Raw genomic sequence first — 22,247 nt, 5'->3', positions numbered from 1 at the left:
CCGCGCACGGTGCCGACCCCTACTCGGTGCCACGCGGCGCGTGCCGCTCGAGGAACTCGAGGACCTCCATCTGGTCCACGCCCGGGAACGCGCCGACCGGCAGCGTCGCGAGCGTCGACGCGTGCGGCCGCGCCGACGGCCACACCTGGCCCTCCCACTTCTGTGCGAGCTCCCCGGACGGCCGCCGGCAGCACGACGGGTCGGGGCAGCGCGACTCGGTGCGCGACGTCGTGTCCCGGCCGCGGAACCACTTGACCAGCGAGAACGGCACGCCGACGCTCACGGAGAACGTGCCGTCGTGCGACTCCTGCGTGCGCGACGTGCACCAGAACGTCCCTGCGGGCGTGTCCGTGTACTGCGAGAACGGCGACAGCCGGTCCGAGACCTCGAAGACCGTCCGCGCGGTCCAGTACCGGCACACCGGCTGCCCCTCGATCGCACCGAGCGCGTCCGACGGGAAGCGCACGCCGTCGTTCTCGTACGCCTTGTGCACGATCCCGCTCTCGTGGACCTTCATGAAGTGCACCGGGATGCCCAGGTGCACCGTCGCGAGGTTCGTGAAGCGGTGCGCCGCCGTCTCGTGCGAGACGCCGAACGCGTCGCGCAGGTCGTCGACCGAGATCGAGTGCGCGTCCTTCGCGTCGCGAAGCTGGCGCACCGCGTCCGCCTCCGGGACGAGCAGCGCGGCCGACAGGTAGTTCGCCTCGACCCGCTGCCTCAGGAACTCCGCGTACGACTGCGGCTCGGTGTGCCCCAGCACGTGCGACGACAACGCCTGCAGCAGCACCGACCGCGGGTCCGAGGACCGCGTCGGCAGATACACGCGCATGTGCCGCGTGTCGATGAGCGACCGCGTCGAGTGCGGCAGGTCGTTCACGTAGTGCAGCGTGAAGCCCAGGTGACCTGCGAGCTCCGCCGCCACGCGCGCGGAGAGCGGCCCGCGCGCGTGCCCGACGCCGTCGAGCAGCTCACGCGCGTGACGCTCCAGCTCGGGGAAGTGGTTGTCCCGCGCGCGCATCATCGCGCGCAGCTCCGCGTTCGCGCGGCGCGCCTCCTCCGGCGTCGCGGCACGCTCCGAGTGCAGGCGCGCGATCTCGCGGTGCAGCGCGACGATCGCCTCGAGCGCGTCCATCGGCAGCGACGGCCCCACCCGCACCGGCGCGGCGCCGACCGCCGCGAGCGCAGGCCCGCGCTGCAGGCGCTCGAGCTCGATCTCGAGCTCCGCGCGACGCGTGGGCGCCCCCGGCTCGAGGAGGGTGGCGACGTCGACCCCCAGGGTCTGCGCGATCGTCTCGAGCTGGGCGAAGCGCGGCTCACGCTTGCCCGTCTCGATCATCGACACCTGCGACGGCGCACGGTCGAGGGCGGCCGCGAGGTGCTCGAGCGTGAGCCCGCGCTCGCGGCGCAGGTGCCGGATGCGGCGGCCGATCGTGAGCGCGTCGGCAGTCTCGGGAGGCGTCGCGGGTGAGTCCACGGAAGGGGCCGGACGGGCGGTGGAGAGGGGCGTCGTTGCCATGATTCAGCCTCCCACCGCGAGGACTTCCTGACAACAGAAGTTCCCGAGAACTTCTTCGGAAGAGGGGGTTCCCGGGGGCTTGCGCAACGAAGGACGGTGGAACCACGGAAGCAACGACGCGACCGACAGCACCAGGAGGACATCGTGAGCACCACGACCAGCACCATCGACGAGACCACCACCCCCGCCATGACGACGGGGACGGAAGATTCGCGCACCGAGGCCGGCGCGCGCCGGACCGACGTCGCGACGTCGACGGCCGCTGGCGCCCTTCCCGGCACGCAGACCCAGACCGCCCAGGAGCTCGCCCACGAGTGGGCGACCAACCCCCGCTGGGCCGGCATCCGCCGCGACTACACCGCCGAGGACGTCATCGCCCTGCGCGGCTCCGTCCGCGAGGACCCGACGCTCGCCCGTCGCGGCGCGCAGCGCCTGTGGGACCTCCTGCACACCCGCACCCACGTCCCCGCGCTCGGCGCGCTGACCGGCAACCAGGCCGTCCAGCAGGTCCGGGCCGGCCTGGAGGCCATCTACCTCTCCGGCTGGCAGGTCGCCGCCGACGCCAACCTCTCCGGCCAGACGTACCCGGACCAGTCGCTGTACCCCGCGAACTCCGTCCCCGCCGTCGTCCGCCGCATCAACAACGCGCTCATGCGCGCCGACCAGATCGAGACCGCCGAGAAGGGCACCCCGAGCCGCGAATGGCTCGCCCCGATCGTCGCCGACGCCGAGGCCGGCTTCGGAGGCGCGCTCAACGCCTACGAGCTCATGCACTCGATGATCGGCTCCGGCGCGGCCGGCGTGCACTGGGAGGACCAGCTCGCCTCCGAGAAGAAGTGCGGCCACCTCGGCGGCAAGGTCCTCATCCCGACCGCGCAGCACGTCCGCACCCTGTCCTCGGCCCGCCTCGCGGCCGACGTCGCCGGCGCGCCCACCATCATCATCGCCCGCACCGACGCGCTCGCCGCCGACCTCATCACGAGCGACATCGACCCGCGCGACCAGGAGCTGCTCACCGGCGAGCGCACCACCGAGGGCTTCTACCGCACCGAGCCCGGCCTCCAGGCCGTCATCAACCGCGGCCTCGCGTACGCCCCGTACGCCGACCTCATCTGGGTCGAGACCGGCGAGCCCGACATCGAGCTGGCCCGCGCGTTCGCCGAGGCCATCCACGCCCAGTTCCCGGGCAAGATGCTCGCCTACAACTGCTCGCCGTCGTTCAACTGGAAGAAGCACCTCGACGACGACCAGATCGCCCGCTTCCAGCGCGAGCTCGCCGAGCTGGGCTACAAGTTCCAGTTCATCACCCTCGCCGGGTTCCACGCCCTCAACCACTCCATGTTCGAGCTCGCCAGCGGCTACCGCGACCGCGGCATGAGCGCCTACGTCGAGCTCCAGGAGGCCGAGTTCGCCTCCGAGACCGACGGCTACACGGCCACCCGCCACCAGCGGGAGGTCGGCACCGGCTACTTCGACCGCGTCGCCACGGCACTGAACCCCACGAGCGCCACCCTCGCGCTCCACGGTTCCACCGAGACCGCCCAGTTCTGACCTGCAGGCCCGAAGGAGCACGACCATGAGCACCATCGCCCCCGCCCCGCCCACGACCGCCCGCATGATCGTCGCCGGTCCGGACGTCCCCGGAGCCGCGCAGATCCTCACCCCCGAGGCGCTCGAGTTCGTCGCCTCCCTGCACGAGCGCTTCGCGGCGCGCCGCCACGAGATCCTCCAGGCCCGCCAGCGCGCCCGCGCCCTCATCGAGGACGGCGTCGACCCGGACTTCCTCCCCGAGACGCGACACGTCCGCGAGGACCGCACCTGGCGGGTCGCCGGCCCCGGCCCCGGCCTCGAGCGCCGGCACGTCGAGATCACCGGCCCGACCGACCCGAAGATGGCGATCAACGCCCTCAACTCCTCGGCGAACGTGTGGCTCGCCGACCACGAGGACGCGCTCAGCCCCACGTGGGAGAACGTCGTCGGCGGGCAGGCCTCCCTGCACGCGGGCATCCGCGGGACGCTCAGCCACACCTCGCCCGAGGGCAAGAGCTACACGATGCGCAGCTCCGAGCTGACCGACCTGCCGACGATCGTCATGCGGCCGCGCGGCTGGCACCTCATCGAGAAGAACATGCGGTTCGAGGACCGGGCCGGCACGCAGACGCCCGCCTCGGGGACGCTCGTCGACTTCGGCCTGTACTTCTTCCACAACGCCGCCGAGCTCATCGCCCGCGGTCGTGGACCGTACTTCTACCTGCCGAAGCTCGAGGGACGCCGCGAGGCCCGGCTGTGGAACGACATCTTCATCCACGCCCAGGAGACGCTCGGCATCCCGCGCGGTACCGTCCGGGCGACCGCCCTCATCGAGACGCTGCCCGCAGCGTTCGAGATGGACGAGATCCTCTACGAGCTGCGCGAGCACTGCGCCGGCCTCAACGCCGGACGCTGGGACTACCTGTTCTCGATGATCAAGAACTTCCGCTGCCGCGGACCGTTCTTCGTCCTGCCGGACCGCGGCACGGTCTCGATGACCGTCCCGTTCATGCGGGCGTACACCGAGCTGCTCGTCTCGACGTGCCACCAGCGCGGCGCGCAGGCCATCGGCGGCATGAGCGCGTTCATCCCCGACCGTCGCCGCCCCGACGTTACCGAGCGCGCGGAGAAGCAGGTCCGCGCGGACAAGCGGCGCGAGGCCACGGACGGCTTCGACGGCACGTGGGTCGCGCACCCCGACCTCATCCCGTTCGCGCGGGAGGAGTTCGAGGCGATCCTCGGCGACCACGACGACCAGCGCGACCGCCTGCGCGAGGACGTCCACGTCACCGCGAAGGACCTGCTCGACGTCGCGTCGGCGTCCGGCTCGGGCGTCACGCCCGAGGGCCTGCGCGCGAACGTGTCCGTCGCGATCCGCTACATCGAGTCGTGGCTGCGCGGCGTCGGCGCCGCCGCGATCGACCACCTCATGGAGGACGCCGCGACCGCGGAGATCTCGCGGTCGCAGGTGTGGCAGTGGATCCACAACGGCACCCGCACCACGGGCGGATCGCCCATCACGGCCGAGCGCGTGGACGCGCTCGTCACCCAGATCGTCGAGGACCTGCCCCGCACCCCGGGCAACAGGTACGACGACGCGGCCCAGGTGTTCCGCGACGTCGCCCTCGGTGAGGACTTCCCGACGTTCCTCACGATCGGGGCGTACAGCCGCTACCTCGCCTGATCCGCCCCTGGTCACAGGTCCCCGGCAGCGCCTTTTGCGCTGCCGGGGACCGGCGCGCCCGGCCCTAGGGCTCAGGCGCGCGGCCGCACAAGCGGTAGCCTTGCCGGGTGAGCAACGAGATCGAGATCGGCCGCGGCAAGCGCGGACGCCGCGCATTTTCCTTCGACGACATCGCGATCGTGCCCTCCCGGCGCACGCGCGACCCGCAGGACGTGTCGGTGTCCTGGCAGATCGACGCCTACCACTTCGAGACGCCGATCATCGCCGCCCCGATGGACTCCGTCATGAGCCCGGCGACCGCGATCGCCCTCGGCAAGCTCGGCGGCCTCGGCGTCCTCGACCTCGAAGGCCTGTGGACCCGTTTCGAGGACCCGCAGCCGCTGCTCGACGAGATCGCGCGCCTCGCGCCCGAGGAGTCGACGCGCCGCATGCAGGAGATCTACGCGGAGCCGATCAAGGCCGAGCTGATCAAGGCACGCCTCCAGGAGGTCCGCGCGGCGGGCGTCACCGTCGCCGGCGCGCTGTCCCCGCAGCGCACCCAGGAGTTCTACGCGGACGTCGTCGCCGCTGGCGTCGACCTGTTCGTCATCCGCGGCACGACCGTCTCGGCCGAGCACGTGTCCTCGAACGCTGAGCCGCTCAACCTCAAGCGCTTCATCTACGAGCTCGACGTCCCCGTGATCGTCGGTGGCGCCTCGACGTACACCGCAGCGCTGCACCTCATGCGCACGGGTGCGGCCGGCGTCCTCGTGGGCTTCGGCGGCGGTGCCGCCCACACGACGCGCACGACGCTCGGCATCCACGCCCCGATGGCGAGCGCGGTGGCCGACGTCGCCGCAGCGCGTCGTGACTACCTCGACGAGTCGGGCGGCCGCTACGTCCACGTCATCGCCGACGGCGGCATCGGCCGCTCCGGCGACCTCGTCAAGGCCGTCGCGTGCGGCGCCGACGCCGTCATGGTCGGAGCCGCTCTGGCACGCGCCGACGAGGCGCCCGGCCAAGGGTGGCACTGGGGCCCCGAGGCGCACCACCCGCAGCTCCCGCGCGGCGAGCGCGTCCAGGTCGGCACGTGCGGCTCGCTCGAGGAGATCATGTTCGGCCCGGGCCGCCAGTCCGACGGGACGCTCAACCTCGTCGGCGCCCTGCGCCGCGCGATGGCCACGACCGGCTACAGCGACCTCAAGGAGCTGCAGCGCGTCGAGGTCGTCGTCTCGCCCTACCAGCCCCGCTGACACCGTCCGTCGAAGGCCGCGACCGCTGAGCGCTCGCGGCCTTCGCCGTCCCCCGAGGAGACCATGAGCACCGCCACGATCGCGCCCGCCGAGCTGTCCGACGTCGACGCCGTCGTCGCGCTGTGGCGCGACTGCGACCTGACGCGCCCGTGGAACGACCCGGTGCGCGACTTCCAGGACGCTGTCGTGGGGGAGACGTCGACCGTCCTCGTCGCGCGCGACGGCGACGCGCTCGTCGGCGCCGTCATGGCCGGGTACGACGGCCACCGCGGGTGGCTGTACTACCTGGGCGTCGCGCCGGGCGTGCAGGGCTCCGGGCACGGCCGCGCGCTCGTCGTCGCCGCCGAGGCGTGGCTCGCCGCGGCGGGCGCGGTCAAGGTGCAGCTCATGGTCCGCCGCACGAACGACGCCGTGCTCGGCTTCTACGAGCGCCTCGGGTACGACGACCAGGAGACGGTCGTCCTCGGGCGGAGGTTCGTGCCCGCGCCGGGTGGTTTCTAGACTTTCGGCCGCTCTGTGCCGGGCTGTCAGGGACGCCGCGTACCGTGAACCCATGAGCAACGAGAACACGGTGCCCGGCGGCGCTGACTCCTCCAGCCTCGTCGACGTGGACGAGCCGACCTCGACGCTGATCCTCGAGCCGCGCGACGTCGCGCACCTCGTGGCACGCGTCGTCGCGTCGCCCGAGGGCGGGACGCGCCTCGTGCACTCGCCGCAGACGGGCGCTCCGATCGCGAGCGTCCCGCGCTCGACCCTCGAGGACGTCTCGACCGCGGTCGGCCGCGCCCGGGAGGCGCAGCACGAGTGGGCGCAGCGCAGCGCGACCGAGCGCGCCCGAGTGCTGCTCGCCCTCCACGACATCGTCCTCGCGGAGCAGTCGACGGTGCTCGACCTCATCCAGCTCGAGAACGGCAAGGCGCGCGCGAGCGCGTTCGAGGAGGTCGCCGACGTCGCGCAGGTCTGCCGGCACTACGGCGTCCAGGGGCCGCGCTACCTGCGTCCCCGCCGGGTCACCGGCATGCTGCCCGTCCTGACGACCGCGACCGTGCACCGCCGCCCGGTCGGCGTCGTCGGCGTGATCTCGCCCTGGAACTACCCGCTCACGCTCGCACTCGCCGACGCGCTGCCCGCGCTGCTCGCAGGCAACGCCGTCGTGCTGCGGCCCGACGAGCAGGCGTCGCTCACGGCCCTGTGGGCCGCGGACGCGCTCGCGCGAGCCGGCCTTCCCGAGGGCGTCCTGCAGGTCGTCACGGGTGGCCGTGACATCGGCGAGGCGCTCATCGACCAGGTCGACCACCTCGTGTTCACCGGCTCGACCGCGACGGGCCGCAAGGTCGCTCAGCAGGCCGCCGGCCGCCTGATCGGGATGACCCTCGAGCTCGGCGGCAAGAATCCTCTCTACGTCGCGGCGGACGCCCACATCGAGTCGGCCGTCGCGGGCGCCGTGCGCGCGTGCTTCTCCAACACCGGCCAGCTCTGCATGTCGATCGAGCGGCTCCTCGTCCACGAGGCCGTCGCCGACGAGTTCCTCGACCGCTTCGTCGACGCGGTGCGCGAGCTGCGCGTCGGTCCGGGCCTCGACTACACGCACGACATGGGCTCGCTCACCAACGAGGCCCAGCTCGAGCGCGTCTCCACGCATGTCGACGACGCGATCGCGCGAGGAGCTCGCGTCCTCGTCGGCGGCGTGCACCGCACGGACCTCGGCCCGCTCTTCTACGAGCCCACCGTCCTCTCGGACGTCCCCGCCGACGCGCTGTGCGCGACCGAGGAGACGTTCGGCCCCGTCGTCGCCGTGCAGCGCGTCCGCGACGACGCCGAGGCGCTACGGATCATGAACGTGACCGAGTACGGCCTCAACGCGTCCGTCTGGACGTCGAGCCTGCGTCGGGGCCGCGAGCTCGCCGCGCAGGTCCGGGCGGGATCCGTCGGTATCAACGACGGCTATGCGGCTGCCTGGGGGTCCGTCGGCGCACCGATGGGTGGCTTCGGCCAGTCCGGCGTCGGTCGCAGGCACGGTCGCGAGAGCATCGAGCAGATGACCGAGGCGCAGACCGTCGTCGGGCAGCGGCTCGTGAGCCACGGTGCCTCGCTCGACGAGCTGTTCGCGCTCCCCGCCGGGAGGGGCCAGGAGGTCCTCACGGCAGGGCTGCGCGCGCTGAGGTCGCTCCGCATGCCTTGAGCGTCTCGGGAGCCCGCGGGCACGTGGTCCTGCGGGCTGTTGCCCGGCCCCCGCCCAGCGGTTAGCGTCGCACGTAAGGGGGCGCGGCGCAGGACGCACCCCGTCCGACGTGGTCGTGGGGGCACACGTGACAGGTACACGCGTACGCAGGTGGGGAAGCGGATGTCTCGCCGTGGCGATGGCGGCACTGTGGGGATGGGGTGGCGCGAGCGCCGCCCGCGCCGGTGACCGCGACGAAGCAGCAGAGGCGCTCGCCGTCGACGTCGCCCGGGACGCGGCGGAATCAGGTCTCGACCCTGACGTGCTCGCCGAGCAGGTCGCGTTCCAGGTCGAGGTCGACGCGCTCCTCGACCCGCTCATCGAGAAGTACGCCGACACGTTCGCGACGGCAGGCTTCACGGACGACGGCGACGCTTATGTCGTGTTCACCGGCCCGGTGCCTCGGGAGGTCGACGCGGCGATCGCCGGCCACCTGCGCATCACGGCCCGCGGCGATGCGCTGCTCTCGGAGACGGAGGCCGCCGAGATCAACGAGGCCGTCGCGCAGGCCGTCGCTGACGTGCTGCCGGACGACGGCGAGCTCCTGACGCTCGTCGAGCCGGAGACCGGCGAGGTCGAGATCGCGATCACGGAGGGGCGGTCCGAGAGCCGGGTCGAGGTCGCGGCCGTCGAGGCGTACGAGGAGGCCGCGCCCGACGACGTGAGCGACCTCGCGCAGGATGCGGTCACGGTCGACGTCGACCGCACCCTCGAGAACATCGACGAGGCGGCGAGCGGCGGGCAGCTCCTCGCGAACCGCGGCAACAGCTCGCTGCGCTGCACGTCGGCGTTCACCGCGAAGCAGGGCTCGAACATCGGCGTGCTCACCGCGAAGCACTGCCCCGAGAACCTGACGATCAACAGCGGCGACAACCTGTACAACGCGAGCCTGTTCACGAGCAACAGCGCGGGGGACGCCCAGTGGCACCGCTCCAAGACCGGCGGCAACGCGCAGTTCCGCTACGACTGGGGCAAGTACCGCAACGTCGGCGCGCACCCCGTGCTCAAGGTCGGCACCCGCGTGTGCCGCTTCGGCGCCGCGACCGGGACCGGGTCCGGGTGCGACACGGTGAAGTACGTGTCCGCGTGCACCAAGTACCCGAACCTGACGTACACGATCTGCGACCTCGCGATGACGGAGAGCACCACCGGCTCGGCAGGCGGAGACAGCGGCGGCCCGTGGTTCTACGGCGCCAACGCGTACGGGATCCACTCGGGCACGAACGTGCGCGACGGGTACTCGCGCAACTGGTTCACGAGCTCGCGCAAGGCGCTCGCCGCGATGGGGCTCAAGGCCGTCACCGGCTGACGTAGGCACCGATGGACGCCCGCGCTCTCGGGAGCGCGGGCGTCTTGTCGCGTCTGGACGGACACACGGCCAGGAGCCCCAGCGCGACTGTTCTTCGCCTCAGTGACCTGGGGGAACGTGATCGGGGCCACTCGGGCCCTTGCATCCGGACATGATCGGGCATATACAAGTACATACGGACATCCGAACGGGGGGTGTCGAGGCAACGACGGAGTTGATGTGTACGCACCTGAGCGCCACCACGCGATCCTCGCCGAGTCCCGCACCGCAGGACGCGTCGAGGTCACAGCACTGGCCACCGCCCTCGCCGTCACACCCGAGACGATCCGGCGCGACCTGTCCGTCCTCGAGCGCCAGGGCCTGCTGCGCCGCGTCCACGGTGGCGCGGTCGCGATCGAGACGCTAGGCATCGAGCCCGGGATCGCCGACAAGGAGAGCCGCAACGCCGCAGAGAAGAAGCGGATCGCGAGGGCCGCCGTCCGCCAGCTCGCCGAGCTCCCCGAGCAGGCGACGATCCTCCTCGACGCAGGCACCACGACCGTCCGCCTCGCCGAGCTCCTCCCGACCGACCGCGAGCTCACCGTCGTGACCAACGGCCTCCCGATCGCCACCGTTCTCGCGGCCCGGCCGAACATCACCCTCCATCTCGTCGGCGGCCTCATGCGCGGCCGCACGCTCGCGAGCGTCGGCCCCTGGGCAGAGCGCGTCCTCAGCGAGCTCCACGCCGACATCCTCTTCCTCGGCGCCAACGGCATCACCCCCGACCGCGGCATCACCACGCCCGACCTCGCCGAGGCGAGCATCAAGCGGGCGTTCGTCCGCGCCGCACGCCGCGTCGTCGTCCTCGCCGACCACACCAAGGTCGGCCGCTCCGACTTCGCCAAGGTCGTCGACCTCGACGACGTCGACCTCCTCCTCACCGACGACGCCCTCGACCCAGACCTGCAGGCCGAGCTCACCGACGCCGGCCTCACCGTGGAGCTCGCATGATCATCACCCTCACCCCCAACCCCAGCCTCGACCGCACCTACGCCGCCGAGACCCTCCACCTCGGCGGCATCAACCGCGCGCACACCACCCGCGTCGACGCCGGCGGCAAGGGCCTCAACGTCACCCGCGCGCTGACCGCCGCCGGCACCGCGAGCGTCGCGATCTTCCCCGCAGGCGGCCCCGACGGCGCGCAGATGATCGCCGAGCTCGCCGCCAGCCACGTCCCGGCACACCCCGTCCGCGTCGACGGCGACACCCGCTCCAACGTCACGCTCGTCGACGCCTCAGGCACCACGACCAAGATCAACGCCCCCGGCGACACGCTCAGCAGCCACGACGTGAGCGAGCTGCTCGACGCCCTGCGCGACGAGGTCGCCCAGGCGACCACCGCCGGGCGCTCGCCCGTCGTCGTCGGGGCGGGCAGCCTGCCCGCAGGTCTCGACGACGACTTCTACGGGCACGTCGCCGAGGTGTGCACCGGGCTCGGCGCCCGCCTCGTCCTCGACACCTCCGGCGCTCCGCTCGCCCGCGCCGTCGAGACCGGCGGGCTCGAGCTCATCAAGCCCAACGACGAGGAGCTCGCCGAGCTCACCGGACGCGAGCTCGTCACGGTCGGCGACGTCGTCGACGCCGCGACCCAGGTCATCGACCGGGGCACCCGCTCCGTGCTCGTCTCGCTCGGCGCCCACGGGCTCTTGCTCGTCCGCCGCGACCACGCCGACGCCGCACCCGGCGACATCCGCACCTGGTGGGCCGGCGGCGACGCCCTCGTCCCACGATCGACTGTCGGCGCCGGGGACTGCACCCTCGCCGGCTACCTCTCCGTCGCGACGCGGGAAGGGGACGGACGCCACGGCGTCGGCTCCCCGCTGCTCGCGCTCCAGCATGCGGCCGCGTGGGGACGCGCGGCCGTGCTGCTCCCCGGATCTGCCGTCCCCACCCCGAACGACCTGCACCTCGACGAGGTGCGCACCATGACCGACCCGCACCGCCGCATCGCACTGAAGGAGCTGTGACGTGAGCACCAACCTCATCACCCCAGGGCTCGTCGCCCTCGACCTGCCCGGGACCGACCGCGCACAGGTCACCCGAGCCCTCATCGACCTGCTCGTCGCCGAGGGACGCGTGACGTCCGCCGAGGGCTTCCTCGCCGACGTCCAGGAGCGCGAGGCCAAGATGGCCACCGGCATGCCCGGCGGCATCGGCCTGCCGCACGCGCGTTCGGCGCACGTCGTCGCCCCGTCCCTCGCCGTCGGCCGCGTGCCCGCCGGTGTCGACTTCGGTGCACCCGACGGCCCGGCCACGCTCGTGTTCCTCATCGCCGCGCCCGCCGAGGGCGACGCGGACCACCTCAAGATCCTCGCGTCCCTCGCGCGCCGCCTCGTGCACGAGTCGTTCCGCGACTCGCTGCGCGCCGCGCCCGACGCCGAGACCGTCGCCGAGATCGTCACCCGAGAGGTCGTGGCCTCGTGAAGTTCGTCGCCGTCACCTCCTGCCCCACAGGCATCGCCCACACCTACATGGCCGCCGAGGCGCTCGAGCAGGCCGGCAAGGCGGCCGGCCACGACGTCCAGGTCGAGACCCAGGGCTCGGCGGGCAGCTCCCCGCTCGACCCCGCCGTCATCGCCGCAGCCGACGGCGTGATCTTCGCCGCCGACCTCGAGGTCAAGGACCGCGACCGCTTCGCGGGCAAGCCCACCGTCGACGTCGGCGTCAAGAAGGCCGTGCACGACGCGCCCGGCGTCCTCGCCCAGGCGATCGCTGCCGTCGAGGCGGGCCCCGTCGCAGCGCCTGCCGCCGACGCCCCCGCCGCGCCGACCACCAAGGTCGACAAGGACGCGAGCGTCGGCACGCGCGTGCGCCAGTGGCTCATGACCGGCATCTCCTACATGATCCCGTTCGTCGCCGCCGGCGGAATCCTCATCGCGCTAGCGTTCATGCTGGCCGGCGTCGCCTGGGACCAGAACGGTGCCGTCGAGGTGACCAAGGTGCCCGTCAACGAGATCATCTCGGGCTTCGACGCGTTCGACCTCAAGGACTGGGCGGTGCTCCTCAACGCGGCGGGCGGTGCGGCCTTCGGGTTCCTCGTCCCCGTGCTCGCAGGATTCATCGCCTACGCGATCGCTGACCGTCCTGGGCTCGTCCCCGGGTTCGTCGGCGGCTCGATCGCCGTGACCGTGGGTGCCGGGTTCCTCGGTGGCCTCGTCGCCGGCTTCATCGGTGGCTTCCTCGCGCTGTGGATCAGCCGGTGGAAGGTCCCGAAGGGGATGCGCGGCATCATGCCCGTCGTCGTGATCCCGCTGCTGTCGACCTTCGTGACCGGCCTCCTCATGCTCGTCGTGCTCGGCCGCCCCCTCGCCGCGCTCATGGACGGGCTCACGAGCTGGCTCAACGGCCTGACGGGCGCCAACCTGATCCTCCTGGGCGCCATCATCGGACTGATGATGGGCTTCGACCTCGGCGGTCCGGTCAACAAGGTCGCGTACACGTTCGGCGTCACCGGGCTCTCGACGGTGGGGCTCACCGCAGGCGCGACCGAGTACCGCGTCATGGCCGCGGTCATGGCCGCAGGCATGGTCGCACCGCTCGCCATGGCGCTCGCCTCGACCGTCCTCGCGAAGAAGATGTTCACGCACGCGGAGCAGGAGAACGGCAAGGCAGCCTGGCTGCTCGGCGCCTCCTTCATCTCCGAGGGAGCCATCCCGTTCGCCGCCGTCGACCCGTTCCGGGTGCTTCCCGCCTCGATGATCGGCTCGGCTGCGACCGGCGCGCTCATCATGGCGTTCGACGCGTCGCTGCAGGCGCCCCACGGAGGGATCTGGGTCCTGCCGCTCATCGGCAACCCGCTCGGGTTCCTCGCCGCCGTCGTCATCGGCGCGGTCGTGTCGGCGGTCGTCGTCATCGCGCTCAAGAAGATCGGTCACAACACGGTCGTCGAGGCGGAGCGCACCGCCGACGAGCTGGCCGCCGCCTGACCGATCGGCGCGTGCCGGGCCCCACGCCCGGCACGCGCCCTCGCCGGCCGCCCGGCCGGACCGGCGCCGCCGTCTCGGCACGCCGCACAGACCAACCACCCAGGGCAGCATCACCTGCCCGCGCCCCCAGGAGCTCCAGATGCCCAGCCGTACCGTCGCCGTCGCGTCCCGCTCGGGACTGCACGCCCGCCCCGCCTCGATCTTCACGCAGGCCGTCGCCGACTCCGGCGTCGACGTGACGATCGCCCACGGCTCCGAGGAGCCGGTCGACGCCGCGAGCATCCTGCTCGTCATGTCCCTCGGTGTGCCGCACGGCGACGAGGTCACGCTCGAGGCCGAGGGCCCCCAGGCCGACGAGGTGCTCGACCAGCTCGTCGCGCTCCTCGAGCGCGACCTCGACGAGGACGACTGACATGACCGACGACCGCATCCTCACCGGGGCCGGCGTCGGCCGCGGCGCAGCCATCGGCCCTGTCGTGCACGTCGCGCGACCGCCGGCGGCCGGGATCTCCGAGAGCGCCCCCGCAGACCGCGAGGCAGCCGAGGCCGCGGTCGTCGACGCCTTCGACGTGGTCGCGGGCCGCCTGCGCGCCCAGGCGGACGGGGCCGTCGAGCCGGCGGCCTCCGTGCTGCGGGCGACGGCGCAGATGGCGACCGACCGCGCGCTGCGCAAGAAGACCCTCGCCGGCGTCGCCGACGGCGCTGCGCCTGTCGCGGCGCTCGACGCCGCTGTCGGCACCTTCGTCGACATGTTCACCTCGGCGGGCGGCCTGCTCGCCGAGCGGGTGACCGACCTGCGGTCGGTCCGCGACCGGGTCGCGGCACAGATCCTCGGCCTGCCCCAGCCCGGGGTCCCCTCCCTGACCGAGCCGGCCGTCATCGTCGCCGAGGACCTCGCGCCCGCCGACACCGCTGCGCTCGACCTGCACCTCGTGCGGGCCATCGTGACCGAGCTCGGTGGCACCACGAGCCACACCGCGATCATCGCGGGCCAGCTCGGCATCCCGTGCGTCGTCCGCGTCGCCGGGGCGCTCGACCTCGCGGAGGGCACGACGGTCGCGGTGGACGCGCTCGCCGGGACCGTCGAGACAGACCCGTCGGACGACGTCGCCGCAGGCTTCGCGCGTCGGGCCGAGATCGCTGCGCGGCTCGCCGAGGACACCGCTGCCGGCGCTCTCGCCGACGGCACCCCGGTCGCGCTCCTCGCGAACATCGGCAGCCCGGACGACGCCGAGAGGGTCGCTCCGGCCGCCGTCGAGGGAGTCGGGCTGTTCCGCACCGAGGTGATGTTCCTCGACCGGACGACCGCCCCCACCCGCGAGGAGCAGGCCCGCGAGTACGCGCGCGTGCTGCGCTCCCTGGGTGGTCGCAAGGTCGTCGTACGGACCCTCGACGCTGGCGCCGACAAGCCCCTCGCGTTCGCCGACCAGGCCGAGGAGGAGAACCCCGCCCTCGGCGTGCGCGGCTACCGTCTCGTGCGGACTGTCCCGCACCTCCTCGACACACAGCTCGCCGCTCTCGCGGACGCTGCGCGCGAGACGGGCGTGGAGCCGTGGGTCATGGCGCCGATGGTCTCGACGCCCGCCGAGGCACGTGACTTCGCCGCTGCAGCGCGGTCCCACGGCTTGACGACGGTCGGCGTCATGGTCGAGGTTCCTGCGGCAGCGCTGCGCGCCCGCGCGATCCTCGCGGAGGTCGACTTCGTGTCCATGGGCACGAACGACCTCGCGCAGTACACGATGGCCACCGACCGCCTGTGCGGCGCGCTCGGCGACCTCATCGACCGCTGGCAGCCCGCTGTCCTCGACCTCGTCGCGGCGACGGCCGCCGCAGCGGGCGAGGCAGGCAAGCCCGCGGGCGTGTGCGGCGAGTCCGCAGCAGACCCCGCCATGGCTGTCGTCCTCGCAGGCCTCGGTGTCACGAGCCTGTCGATGTCCGCGACCGCCGTCCCGGCGGTGCGCTTCGCGCTCGCTGCGCACACGCGCGAGCAGGCGCGCGCCGTTGCCGATGCGGCGCTCGCCGCCGCGGACGCGACCGCAGCGCGCGAGGCCGCGGTCGCGGCGATGGACGCCGAGGTGGTGGCCGCGCTCGCCCTCGCCTGAGCCGCCGGCCTGAGCTGCCGGATTGAGCCGCCCGCCCGAGCAACGAGACAGGGGCCTGCACGTCACGTCGTGACGTACAGGCCCCTGTCTCGCGTGCAGACCCCTACCTCGGGCGGAGGAGCCTGCGTGAGCGGACGGCCGGGCCGTGACCGGCCCGGCCGTCTCTCGCTCGTCAGCCCGCGAGATCGTCAGCCAGCGAGCTCGACCGCCTGGCGCGCGATCGCCAGCTCCTCGTTCGTCGGGACGACGAGGACCGTGACCCGCGACGACGGCGTCGAGATGACCTTCGGCTGCTTGACCCGCCCAGCGTTGAGCTCGGGGTCCAGCTCGATGCCCAGCTCCTCGAGGCCGGCGAGCGCCTGCCAGCGCACGACGTCGTCGTTCTCGCCGATCCCGGCCGTGAACGTGATGACGTCAGCACCACCGAGCACCGCGAGGTACGCACCGACGTACTTCTTGAGGCGGTGCGCGTACACCTCGAGACCGAGGACCGCCGACGGGTCGCCCTCCGCAACCAGCGGGTCTCGCCCGAGCGCGGTCGGCGCTCTGGGCGCCGCCTGGGCTGGGACGACGCCGCGGCGTCGGCCGACCCGCCCGCGCTGCCCTGTGTCCCGCCTGCCCCGCACGGCGACGCACCCGCACGACGACCCCCCGCACGACGACGCCCCCGCACGACGACGCCCCCGCCCGGAGGACCGGACGGGGGCGTCGTGCGGGGACGGGTTAGACCGCCGGGACGGCCTCGGCAGTCTCGGCGGCCGGAGCGGCCGCGGCCGCGGGCGCGGGCGCCTGCGCCTGCGAGCTCAGCTCGTCGACGATCGCGATGCACTGGCGCGCGATCGCGAGCTCCTCGTTCGTGGGCACGACCATGACGAGCGTCGACGTCCAGTCCGGCGAGATGATGCGCGGCTCGTGGCTGCGCTCGTCGTTGCGGGACTCGTCGATCGCGATGCCGAGGCTCTCGAGGCCGCGGACCGTGAGGCGACGGACGATCTCGTCGTTCTCACCGACACCGGCCGTGAAGGTGATGACGTCGACGCGGCCGAGGATCGCGTGGTACGCGCCGATGTACTTCTTCAGGCGGTGGATGTAGACGTCGAGCGCGAGGCGCGCGTCCTCGTTGCCCGCCTCGATGAGCTCGTGCAGCGCACGGAAGTCGGACTCCCCGGAGAGGCCCTTGACGCCCGAGCGCTTGTTGAGCAGGTCGTCGATCTCGTCGATCGACATGTTCGCGTTGCGCGCGAGGTGGAACACGACCGCCGGGTCGAGGTCGCCCGAGCGCGTGCCCATGACGAGACCCTCGAGCGGGGTCAGGCCCATCGACGTCTCGACGGCGACGCCGCCCTTGACCGCGGACACGGACGCGCCGTTGCCGAGGTGCAGGACGATCTGGTTGAGGTCCTCGAGGCGGCGGCCGAGCACGCGCGCGACCTTGCCGGACACGTACTGGTGGCTCGTGCCGTGGAAGCCGTAGCGGCGGATCGCGTGCTTCTCCGCGACCTCCTTGTCGATCGCGTACGTGTACGCGGACTCGGGCAGCGTCTGGAAGAACGCGGTGTCGAAGATCGCGACGTGCGGGACGTCGGGCAGCAGGTCGCGCGCGACCTCGATGCCCGCGACGTGGCCCGGGTTGTGCAGCGGCGCGAGCGGGATGAGCGAGCGGATCCGCTCGAGCACGTCGTCGTCGATCACGGCGGGGCCCGAGAAGTACGAGCCGCCCTGGACGACCCGGTGCCCGACGGCGACGACGTCGGCCTCGGCGAGGTCCGGGCCGTGCGTCTCGAAGAGCTCCATGATCACGCGCAGCGCGGCGGCATGGTCCGGCACGTCGAAGACCTGCTTCGACTTGTTGCCGGCGAACTTGTGCGTGACGATCCCGTCGCTCTGGCCGATGCGCTCGACCTGGCCCGACGCGATCGCCTCGCCGCCGACCGGGTTGACGAGCTGGTACTTGACCGACGACGAGCCGGAGTTGATGACCAGGACGGACCCGTGCGCGCCGTTGGCGCTGTACGAGGCGAGCAGGTTGTCCCCTGCGGGGGAGGGTGCGTTCATCAGTGATCCTTGTTGTCAGGCGCCGGCGGGCGACTGGCCCTGGGCCTGGATCGCCGTGATGGCCACGGTGTTGACGATGTCCTGGACGAGGGCACCGCGAGAGAGGTCGTTGACGGGCTTGCGCAGGCCCTGCAGGACGGGGCCGACGGCGATCGCGCCGGCCGAGCGCTGCACGGCCTTGTACGTGTTGTTGCCGGTGTTGAGGTCCGGGAAGATGAAGACGTTGGCCCGGCCGGCGACCGCCGAGTCGGGCAGCTTCGTCTTCGCCACCGAGGCGTCGACCGCGGCGTCGTACTGGATCGGGCCCTCGACCGACAGGTCAGGACGGCGCTCGCGGACGATCGCGGTCGCGGTGCGGACCTTGTCGACGTCGGCTCCCGAGCCGGACTCACCGGTCGAGTAGGAGAGCATCGCGATGCGGGGCTCGACGCCGAACTGCTGGGCGGTCGCGGCCGAGGAGATCGCGATGTCCGCGAGCTGCTCGGCGGTCGGGTCCGGGTTGACGGCGCAGTCGCCGTAGACCAGGACGCGGTCCTCGAGGCACATGAGGAAGACGGACGACACGACGGAGACGTCGGGCACGGTCTTGATGATCTCGAACGACGGCTTGATCGTGTGCGCGGTCGTGTGGGCAGCGCCCGAGACCATGCCGTCGGCGAGGCCGAGCTGGACCATCATCGTGCCGAAGTAGGACACGGAGCGGACGATCTCGCGGGCACGCTCGACCGTCATGCCCTTGTGGGCGCGCAGCTTCGTGTACTCCTCGGCGAAGCGCTCGAAGAGCTCGCCCTCGGAGGGGTCGAGGATCTGGGCGCCCGACAGGTCGAGGCCGAGGCCCGCGGCGCGCGCGAGGATGTCGCGCTCGTCGCCGAGGATCGTCAGGTCCGCGACCTGACGCTGCAGCAGCGTGGACGCGGCGCGCAGGATGCGGTCGTCGGTGCCCTCGGGCAGGACGATGTGCTTGCGGTCCGCGCGGGCGCGGCTGAGCAGGTCGTACTCGAACATGAGCGGCGTGACGACCTCGGTGCGCGCGACCGCGAGCATGTCGAGCAGCTCGTCGCCGTCCACGTGCTGCTCGAACAGCGCGAGGGCGGTGTCGATCTTGCGCTGCGAGCCAGCGGTCACGAGGCCGCGCGTCTGCGACGCGATCGACGCGGAGCGGAACGTCCCCTGGTCGGTCGTGATGATCGGCAGGCGAGCGTCGAGGCCCTCGACGAGGCGCGTGACGACGGGCGGCGGCGTGAACCCGCCGTTGAGGATGACGCCAGCGAGGCTCGGGAAGCCGTTGGCTGCGTGCGCGGTGAGCAGGCCGAGCAGGATGTCGGAGCGGTCGCCCGGCGTGATGACGACGGAGCCGTCGGTGATCCGGTCGAGCAGGTGCTCGATCGACATGGCGCCGACGAGGACGTCGAGGACCTCGCGGCCCATGAGCGCCTCGTCGCCCGCGATGAGAGTGCCGTCCACGGCGTCGGTGAGCTGACGCACGGTCGGGGCCGTGAGGTACGGGTCCTCGGGCATCGCCCACGCGGGACGCTCGGGCGTCGCGAGCTGACCGCGAACGGCAGCGACCTGCGCCGGGTTGCAGCGGTTCGCGAGGACGCCGACGACGTGCGCGTGGTGGCTCGTGAGCTCCGCGATCGCGACGTCGACGCTCTGGCGCACCGACTCGGGCGTGCGCTTGTTGCCGTTGGCGACGAGCAGGACGGGCGCGCCGAGGTTCGCCGCGATGCGGGCGTTGTAACCGAGCTCGGTCGGCCCGGCGACGTCCGTGTAGTCGGTGCCGACGATGACGACGACGTCGGCGCGCGCCTCGACCTGGTGGTAGCGCGTGACGATCGTCGACAGCGCCGCCTCGGGGTCGGCGTGCACGTCGTCGTACGTGACGCCGACGCACTGCTCGTAGTCGAGGTCGACGCCGTCGTGCGCGAGCAGCAGCTCGAGGACGTGGTCACGCTCCTGGGTGGACCGGGCGACGGGCCGGAACACGCCGACCCTCTGGACGCGCCGCGTCAGCAGGTCGACGATGCCGAGCGCGACCGTCGACTTGCCGGTCTCGCCCTCCGCCGAGGTGATGTAGATGTTCCGACCCGTCGTAGTCACTCGTTATCGCCTCCAGTAGCGACGGTCGCCTGCTGCGGACCGCCGGTGCCCGCGCCGGTGTTGCCGGCGTCGGGCCATACCCAGTCACGGATCTCGGGGAGGTCCTCCCCGTGGTTCCGCGTGTACTCGCGCGCCCTGAGGCGCTCGTCCTGCATGTGCTGGCGAAGGCTCGCGTACTTCGAGCCCAGGCCGGGCACCCGATCGATCACGTCGATCACGAGGTGGAACCGGTCGAGGTCGTTGAGCATGACCATGTCGAACGGCGTCGTGGTGGTGCCCTCCTCCTTGTACCCGCGCACGTGGATGTTGGCGTGGCCGGTACGGCGGTAGGTCAGGCGGTGGATGAGCCACGGGTACCCGTGGTACGCGAAGACGACGGGCTTGTCCGTGGTGAACAGGTTGTCGAAGTCGCGGTCGGTCAGGCCGTGGGGGTGCTCGGTCGCGTCCTGCAGCCGCATGAGGTCGACGACGTTGACGACGCGCACCTTGAGGTCGGGGATGTGCTGGCGCAGCAGGTCCGCGGCGGCGAGCACCTCGAGCGTCGGCACGTCGCCGGCGCACGCGAGGACGACGTCGGGGTCCGTGCCAGGCACCTCGGTGCCCGCCCAGTCGAAGATGCCGATGCCGCGCGTCGTGTGGGCGACGGCGTCCTCCATCGACAGGAGGTTCGGTGCGGGCTGCTTGCCCGCGACGACGACGTTGACGTAGTCGCGCGAGCGCAGGCAGTGGTCGTACGTCGACAGGAGGGTGTTCGCGTCGAACGGCAGGTAGACGCGGACGACCTCGGCCTTCTTGTTGACGACGTGGTCGATGAAGCCCGGGTCCTGGTGCGAGAACCCGTTGTGGTCCTGGCGCCACACGTGGCTCGACAGCAGGTAGTTCAGGCTCGGGATGGGGCGGCGCCACGGGATCTCACGGGTGACCTTGAGCCACTTGGCGTGCTGGTTGAACATCGAGTCGATGATGTGGATGAACGCCTCGTAGCAGCTGAACATGCCGTGGCGGCCGGTCAGCAGGTAACCCTCGAGCCAGCCCTGGCACTGGTGCTCCGAGAGCATCTCGACGACGCGGCCCGCGCGCGCGAGGTGCTCGCCCACGTCGGAGGGCAGGTAGTCGGCGTTCCACACCTTCGACGTCGCGTCGTAGACGGCCTGCAGGCGGTTCGACGCCGTCTCGTCAGGCCCGAAGATCCGGAAGTTGTCGGGGTTGAGCCGCACGACCTCGGTCAGGTACTCGCCGAGGACGCGGGTCGCCTCGCTGAGCGAGTCGCCCGGCTCGGAGACCTCGACCGCGAAGTCGCGGAAGTCCGGCAGGCGCAGGTCCTTCATGAGCAGCCCGCCGTTCGTGTGCGGGTTGGCGCTCATGCGCAGCTCGCCCTCGGGGGCGAGCGCGGCAACCTCGGGGCGCAGGCGGCCCGTCTCGTCGAACAGCTCGTCGGCGCGGTAGGAGCGCAGCCACTGCTCGAGGACCTCGAGGTGCTCGGGGGTGTCGCGGGCGCTCGCGAGCGGCACCTGGTGGGCGCGCCACGAGTCCTCGGTGCGCTTGCCGTCGATCTCGGGCGGGCACGTCCAGCCCTTGGGGGTGCGCAGGACGATCATCGGCCAGCGCGGCCGTGACTCGTCGCCCTCGGCGGCGCGCGCCTTGATGTCGGCGATCTTGTCGAGCACCTCGTCGAGGATCGCGGCGAAGCGGCCGTGCAGCGACTCGGGCGACTCGTCGTCGAAGCCGCCGGTGAAGAAGAACGGCTCGTGGCCGTGGCCGACCATGAGGGAGCGCAGCTCGTCCTCGCTGATGCGCGCGAGGACGGTCGGGTTGGCGATCTTGTACCCGTTGAGGTGGAGGATCGGCAGGACGACGCCGTCCTTCGCCGGGTTGACGAACTTGTTGGAGTGCCAGCTCGTCGCGAGCGGGCCGGTCTCCGCCTCGCCGTCGCCGACGACGGCGGCGACGAGCAGGTCGGGGTTGTCGAACGCTGCGCCGTACGCGTGCGAGAGGGCGTAGCCGAGCTCGCCGCCCTCGTGGATCGAGCCGGGGGTCTCGGGTGCGACGTGCGAGGGGATGCCGCCGGGGAACGAGAACTGCCGCACGAGGCGGCGCAGGCCTTCGTCGTCCTGCGTGATGTCGGGGTACGTCTCGGTGTACGTGCCCTCGAGGTAGGTGTTCGCGACGAGGCCGGGACCACCGTGGCCAGGGCCCGTGATGTACATCGTCGAGAGGGCGCGCTCCTGGATGACCCGGTTGAGGTGGGCGTACAGGAAGTTCAGGCCCGGTGTCGTGCCCCAGTGGCCGAGCAGGCGCGGCTTGACGTCGTCGCGAGAGAGCGGCGTGCGCAGCAGGGGGTTGGCGAGCAGGTAGATCTGCCCGACAGAGAGGTAGTTGGCGGCCCGCCACCACGCGTCGATGCGTGCGAGGGTCTCGGGGGCGACCGGGGCGCCGGAGCCGCGGCGCCAGCGCTGCGGTTCGGCGGTCGAGGTCGCTGTCGTGGTCGTGTCGTCGGAACCTACGGGAACGCTCATCTGCTGCCTCCGGGCTG

The 22,247-nt window shown here is 72.1% G+C and carries 17 protein-coding genes; 12 read left to right on the top strand and 5 right to left on the bottom strand.

What is annotated here, in order from left to right:
• Positions 1–19: 19 nt before the first annotated feature.
• Entirely contained in the window at positions 20–1,516 is a 1,497-nt protein-coding gene (locus ATL41_RS05000) for an XRE family transcriptional regulator (RefSeq protein ID WP_098457491.1), read from the bottom strand.
• Positions 1,517–1,705: 189 nt separating this feature from the next.
• Here ATL41_RS05000 and aceA point away from each other — a divergent pair, with 189 nt between their 5' ends.
• The 12 genes from aceA (at position 1,706) to ATL41_RS04940 (ending at position 15,559) form a co-directional block, all read left to right on the top strand.
• Positions 1,706–3,067, top strand: a complete 1,362-nt coding sequence (aceA, locus tag ATL41_RS04995) for an isocitrate lyase (protein WP_098458935.1) — start codon at positions 1,706–1,708, stop codon at positions 3,065–3,067.
• 25 nt (positions 3,068–3,092) lie between these two features.
• Entirely contained in the window at positions 3,093–4,730 is a 1,638-nt protein-coding gene (aceB, locus tag ATL41_RS04990; protein WP_098457490.1) for a malate synthase A, read from the top strand.
• A 107-nt stretch (positions 4,731–4,837) separates the two neighbouring features.
• On the top strand, positions 4,838–5,962 hold the full coding sequence (locus ATL41_RS04985; protein WP_098457489.1) for a GuaB3 family IMP dehydrogenase-related protein: 1,125 nt from the start codon (positions 4,838–4,840) through the stop codon (positions 5,960–5,962).
• A gap of 63 nt (positions 5,963–6,025) precedes the next feature.
• Positions 6,026–6,463: a GNAT family acetyltransferase gene (locus tag ATL41_RS04980; RefSeq protein ID WP_098457488.1), complete on the top strand. Its 438-nt coding sequence runs from the start codon at positions 6,026–6,028 to the stop codon at positions 6,461–6,463.
• Positions 6,464–6,515: 52 nt separating this feature from the next.
• Positions 6,516–8,144, top strand: coding sequence for a succinic semialdehyde dehydrogenase (locus ATL41_RS04975; RefSeq protein WP_098457487.1), 1,629 nt, complete (start codon positions 6,516–6,518; stop codon positions 8,142–8,144).
• Between the two features lie 172 nt (positions 8,145–8,316).
• On the top strand, positions 8,317–9,492 hold the full coding sequence (locus ATL41_RS04970) for a S1 family peptidase (RefSeq protein ID WP_143556573.1): 1,176 nt from the start codon (positions 8,317–8,319) through the stop codon (positions 9,490–9,492).
• Between the two features lie 219 nt (positions 9,493–9,711).
• Complete coding sequence (locus tag ATL41_RS04965; RefSeq protein ID WP_098457485.1) at positions 9,712–10,482, top strand: DeoR/GlpR family DNA-binding transcription regulator; 771 nt, start codon at positions 9,712–9,714, stop codon at positions 10,480–10,482.
• A complete protein-coding gene (locus ATL41_RS04960) occupies positions 10,479–11,498 on the top strand; it encodes a 1-phosphofructokinase family hexose kinase (RefSeq protein WP_098457484.1) in 1,020 nt (339 codons plus the stop codon). The genes ATL41_RS04965 and ATL41_RS04960 overlap by 4 nt, the downstream gene beginning before the upstream one ends.
• Position 11,499: 1 nt before the next feature.
• On the top strand, positions 11,500–11,955 hold the full coding sequence (locus ATL41_RS04955) for a PTS sugar transporter subunit IIA (protein ID WP_098457483.1): 456 nt from the start codon (positions 11,500–11,502) through the stop codon (positions 11,953–11,955).
• Positions 11,952–13,457: a PTS fructose transporter subunit IIC gene (locus tag ATL41_RS04950; protein WP_098457482.1), complete on the top strand. Its 1,506-nt coding sequence runs from the start codon at positions 11,952–11,954 to the stop codon at positions 13,455–13,457. The genes ATL41_RS04955 and ATL41_RS04950 overlap by 4 nt, the downstream gene beginning before the upstream one ends.
• Positions 13,458–13,596: 139 nt before the next feature.
• Positions 13,597–13,869 carry an HPr family phosphocarrier protein gene (locus tag ATL41_RS04945; RefSeq protein WP_098457481.1) on the top strand — a complete coding sequence of 91 codons (273 nt, stop codon included), beginning with the start codon at positions 13,597–13,599 and terminating at the stop codon, positions 13,867–13,869.
• A 1-nt stretch (position 13,870) separates the two neighbouring features.
• Entirely contained in the window at positions 13,871–15,559 is a 1,689-nt protein-coding gene (locus ATL41_RS04940) for a putative PEP-binding protein (RefSeq protein WP_098457480.1), read from the top strand.
• A gap of 188 nt (positions 15,560–15,747) precedes the next feature.
• On the opposite strand, the gene ATL41_RS13475 is transcribed toward ATL41_RS04940, so the two are convergent.
• From ATL41_RS13475 to ATL41_RS04920, 4 genes are all read right to left on the bottom strand, one after another.
• Entirely contained in the window at positions 15,748–16,185 is a 438-nt protein-coding gene (locus tag ATL41_RS13475) for a hypothetical protein (protein WP_342744422.1), read from the bottom strand.
• 97 nt (positions 16,186–16,282) lie between these two features.
• Positions 16,283–17,614, bottom strand: coding sequence for an acetate/propionate family kinase (locus ATL41_RS04930; RefSeq protein WP_098457478.1), 1,332 nt, complete (start codon positions 17,612–17,614; stop codon positions 16,283–16,285).
• A gap of 15 nt (positions 17,615–17,629) precedes the next feature.
• Complete coding sequence (pta, locus tag ATL41_RS04925; RefSeq protein WP_098457477.1) at positions 17,630–19,714, bottom strand: phosphate acetyltransferase; 2,085 nt, start codon at positions 19,712–19,714, stop codon at positions 17,630–17,632.
• Entirely contained in the window at positions 19,711–22,230 is a 2,520-nt protein-coding gene (locus ATL41_RS04920) for a phosphoketolase family protein (protein ID WP_098457476.1), read from the bottom strand. Before ATL41_RS04920 ends, pta begins: the two co-directional genes overlap by 4 nt.
• Between the last annotated feature and the right edge of the window lie 17 nt (positions 22,231–22,247).

The sequence above is a fragment of the Flavimobilis soli genome (assembly GCF_002564025.1).
GTDB classification, from domain to species: Bacteria; Actinomycetota; Actinomycetes; order Actinomycetales; family Cellulomonadaceae; genus Flavimobilis; species Flavimobilis soli.
This window is presented reverse-complemented; position numbering and strand designations above follow the sequence as displayed.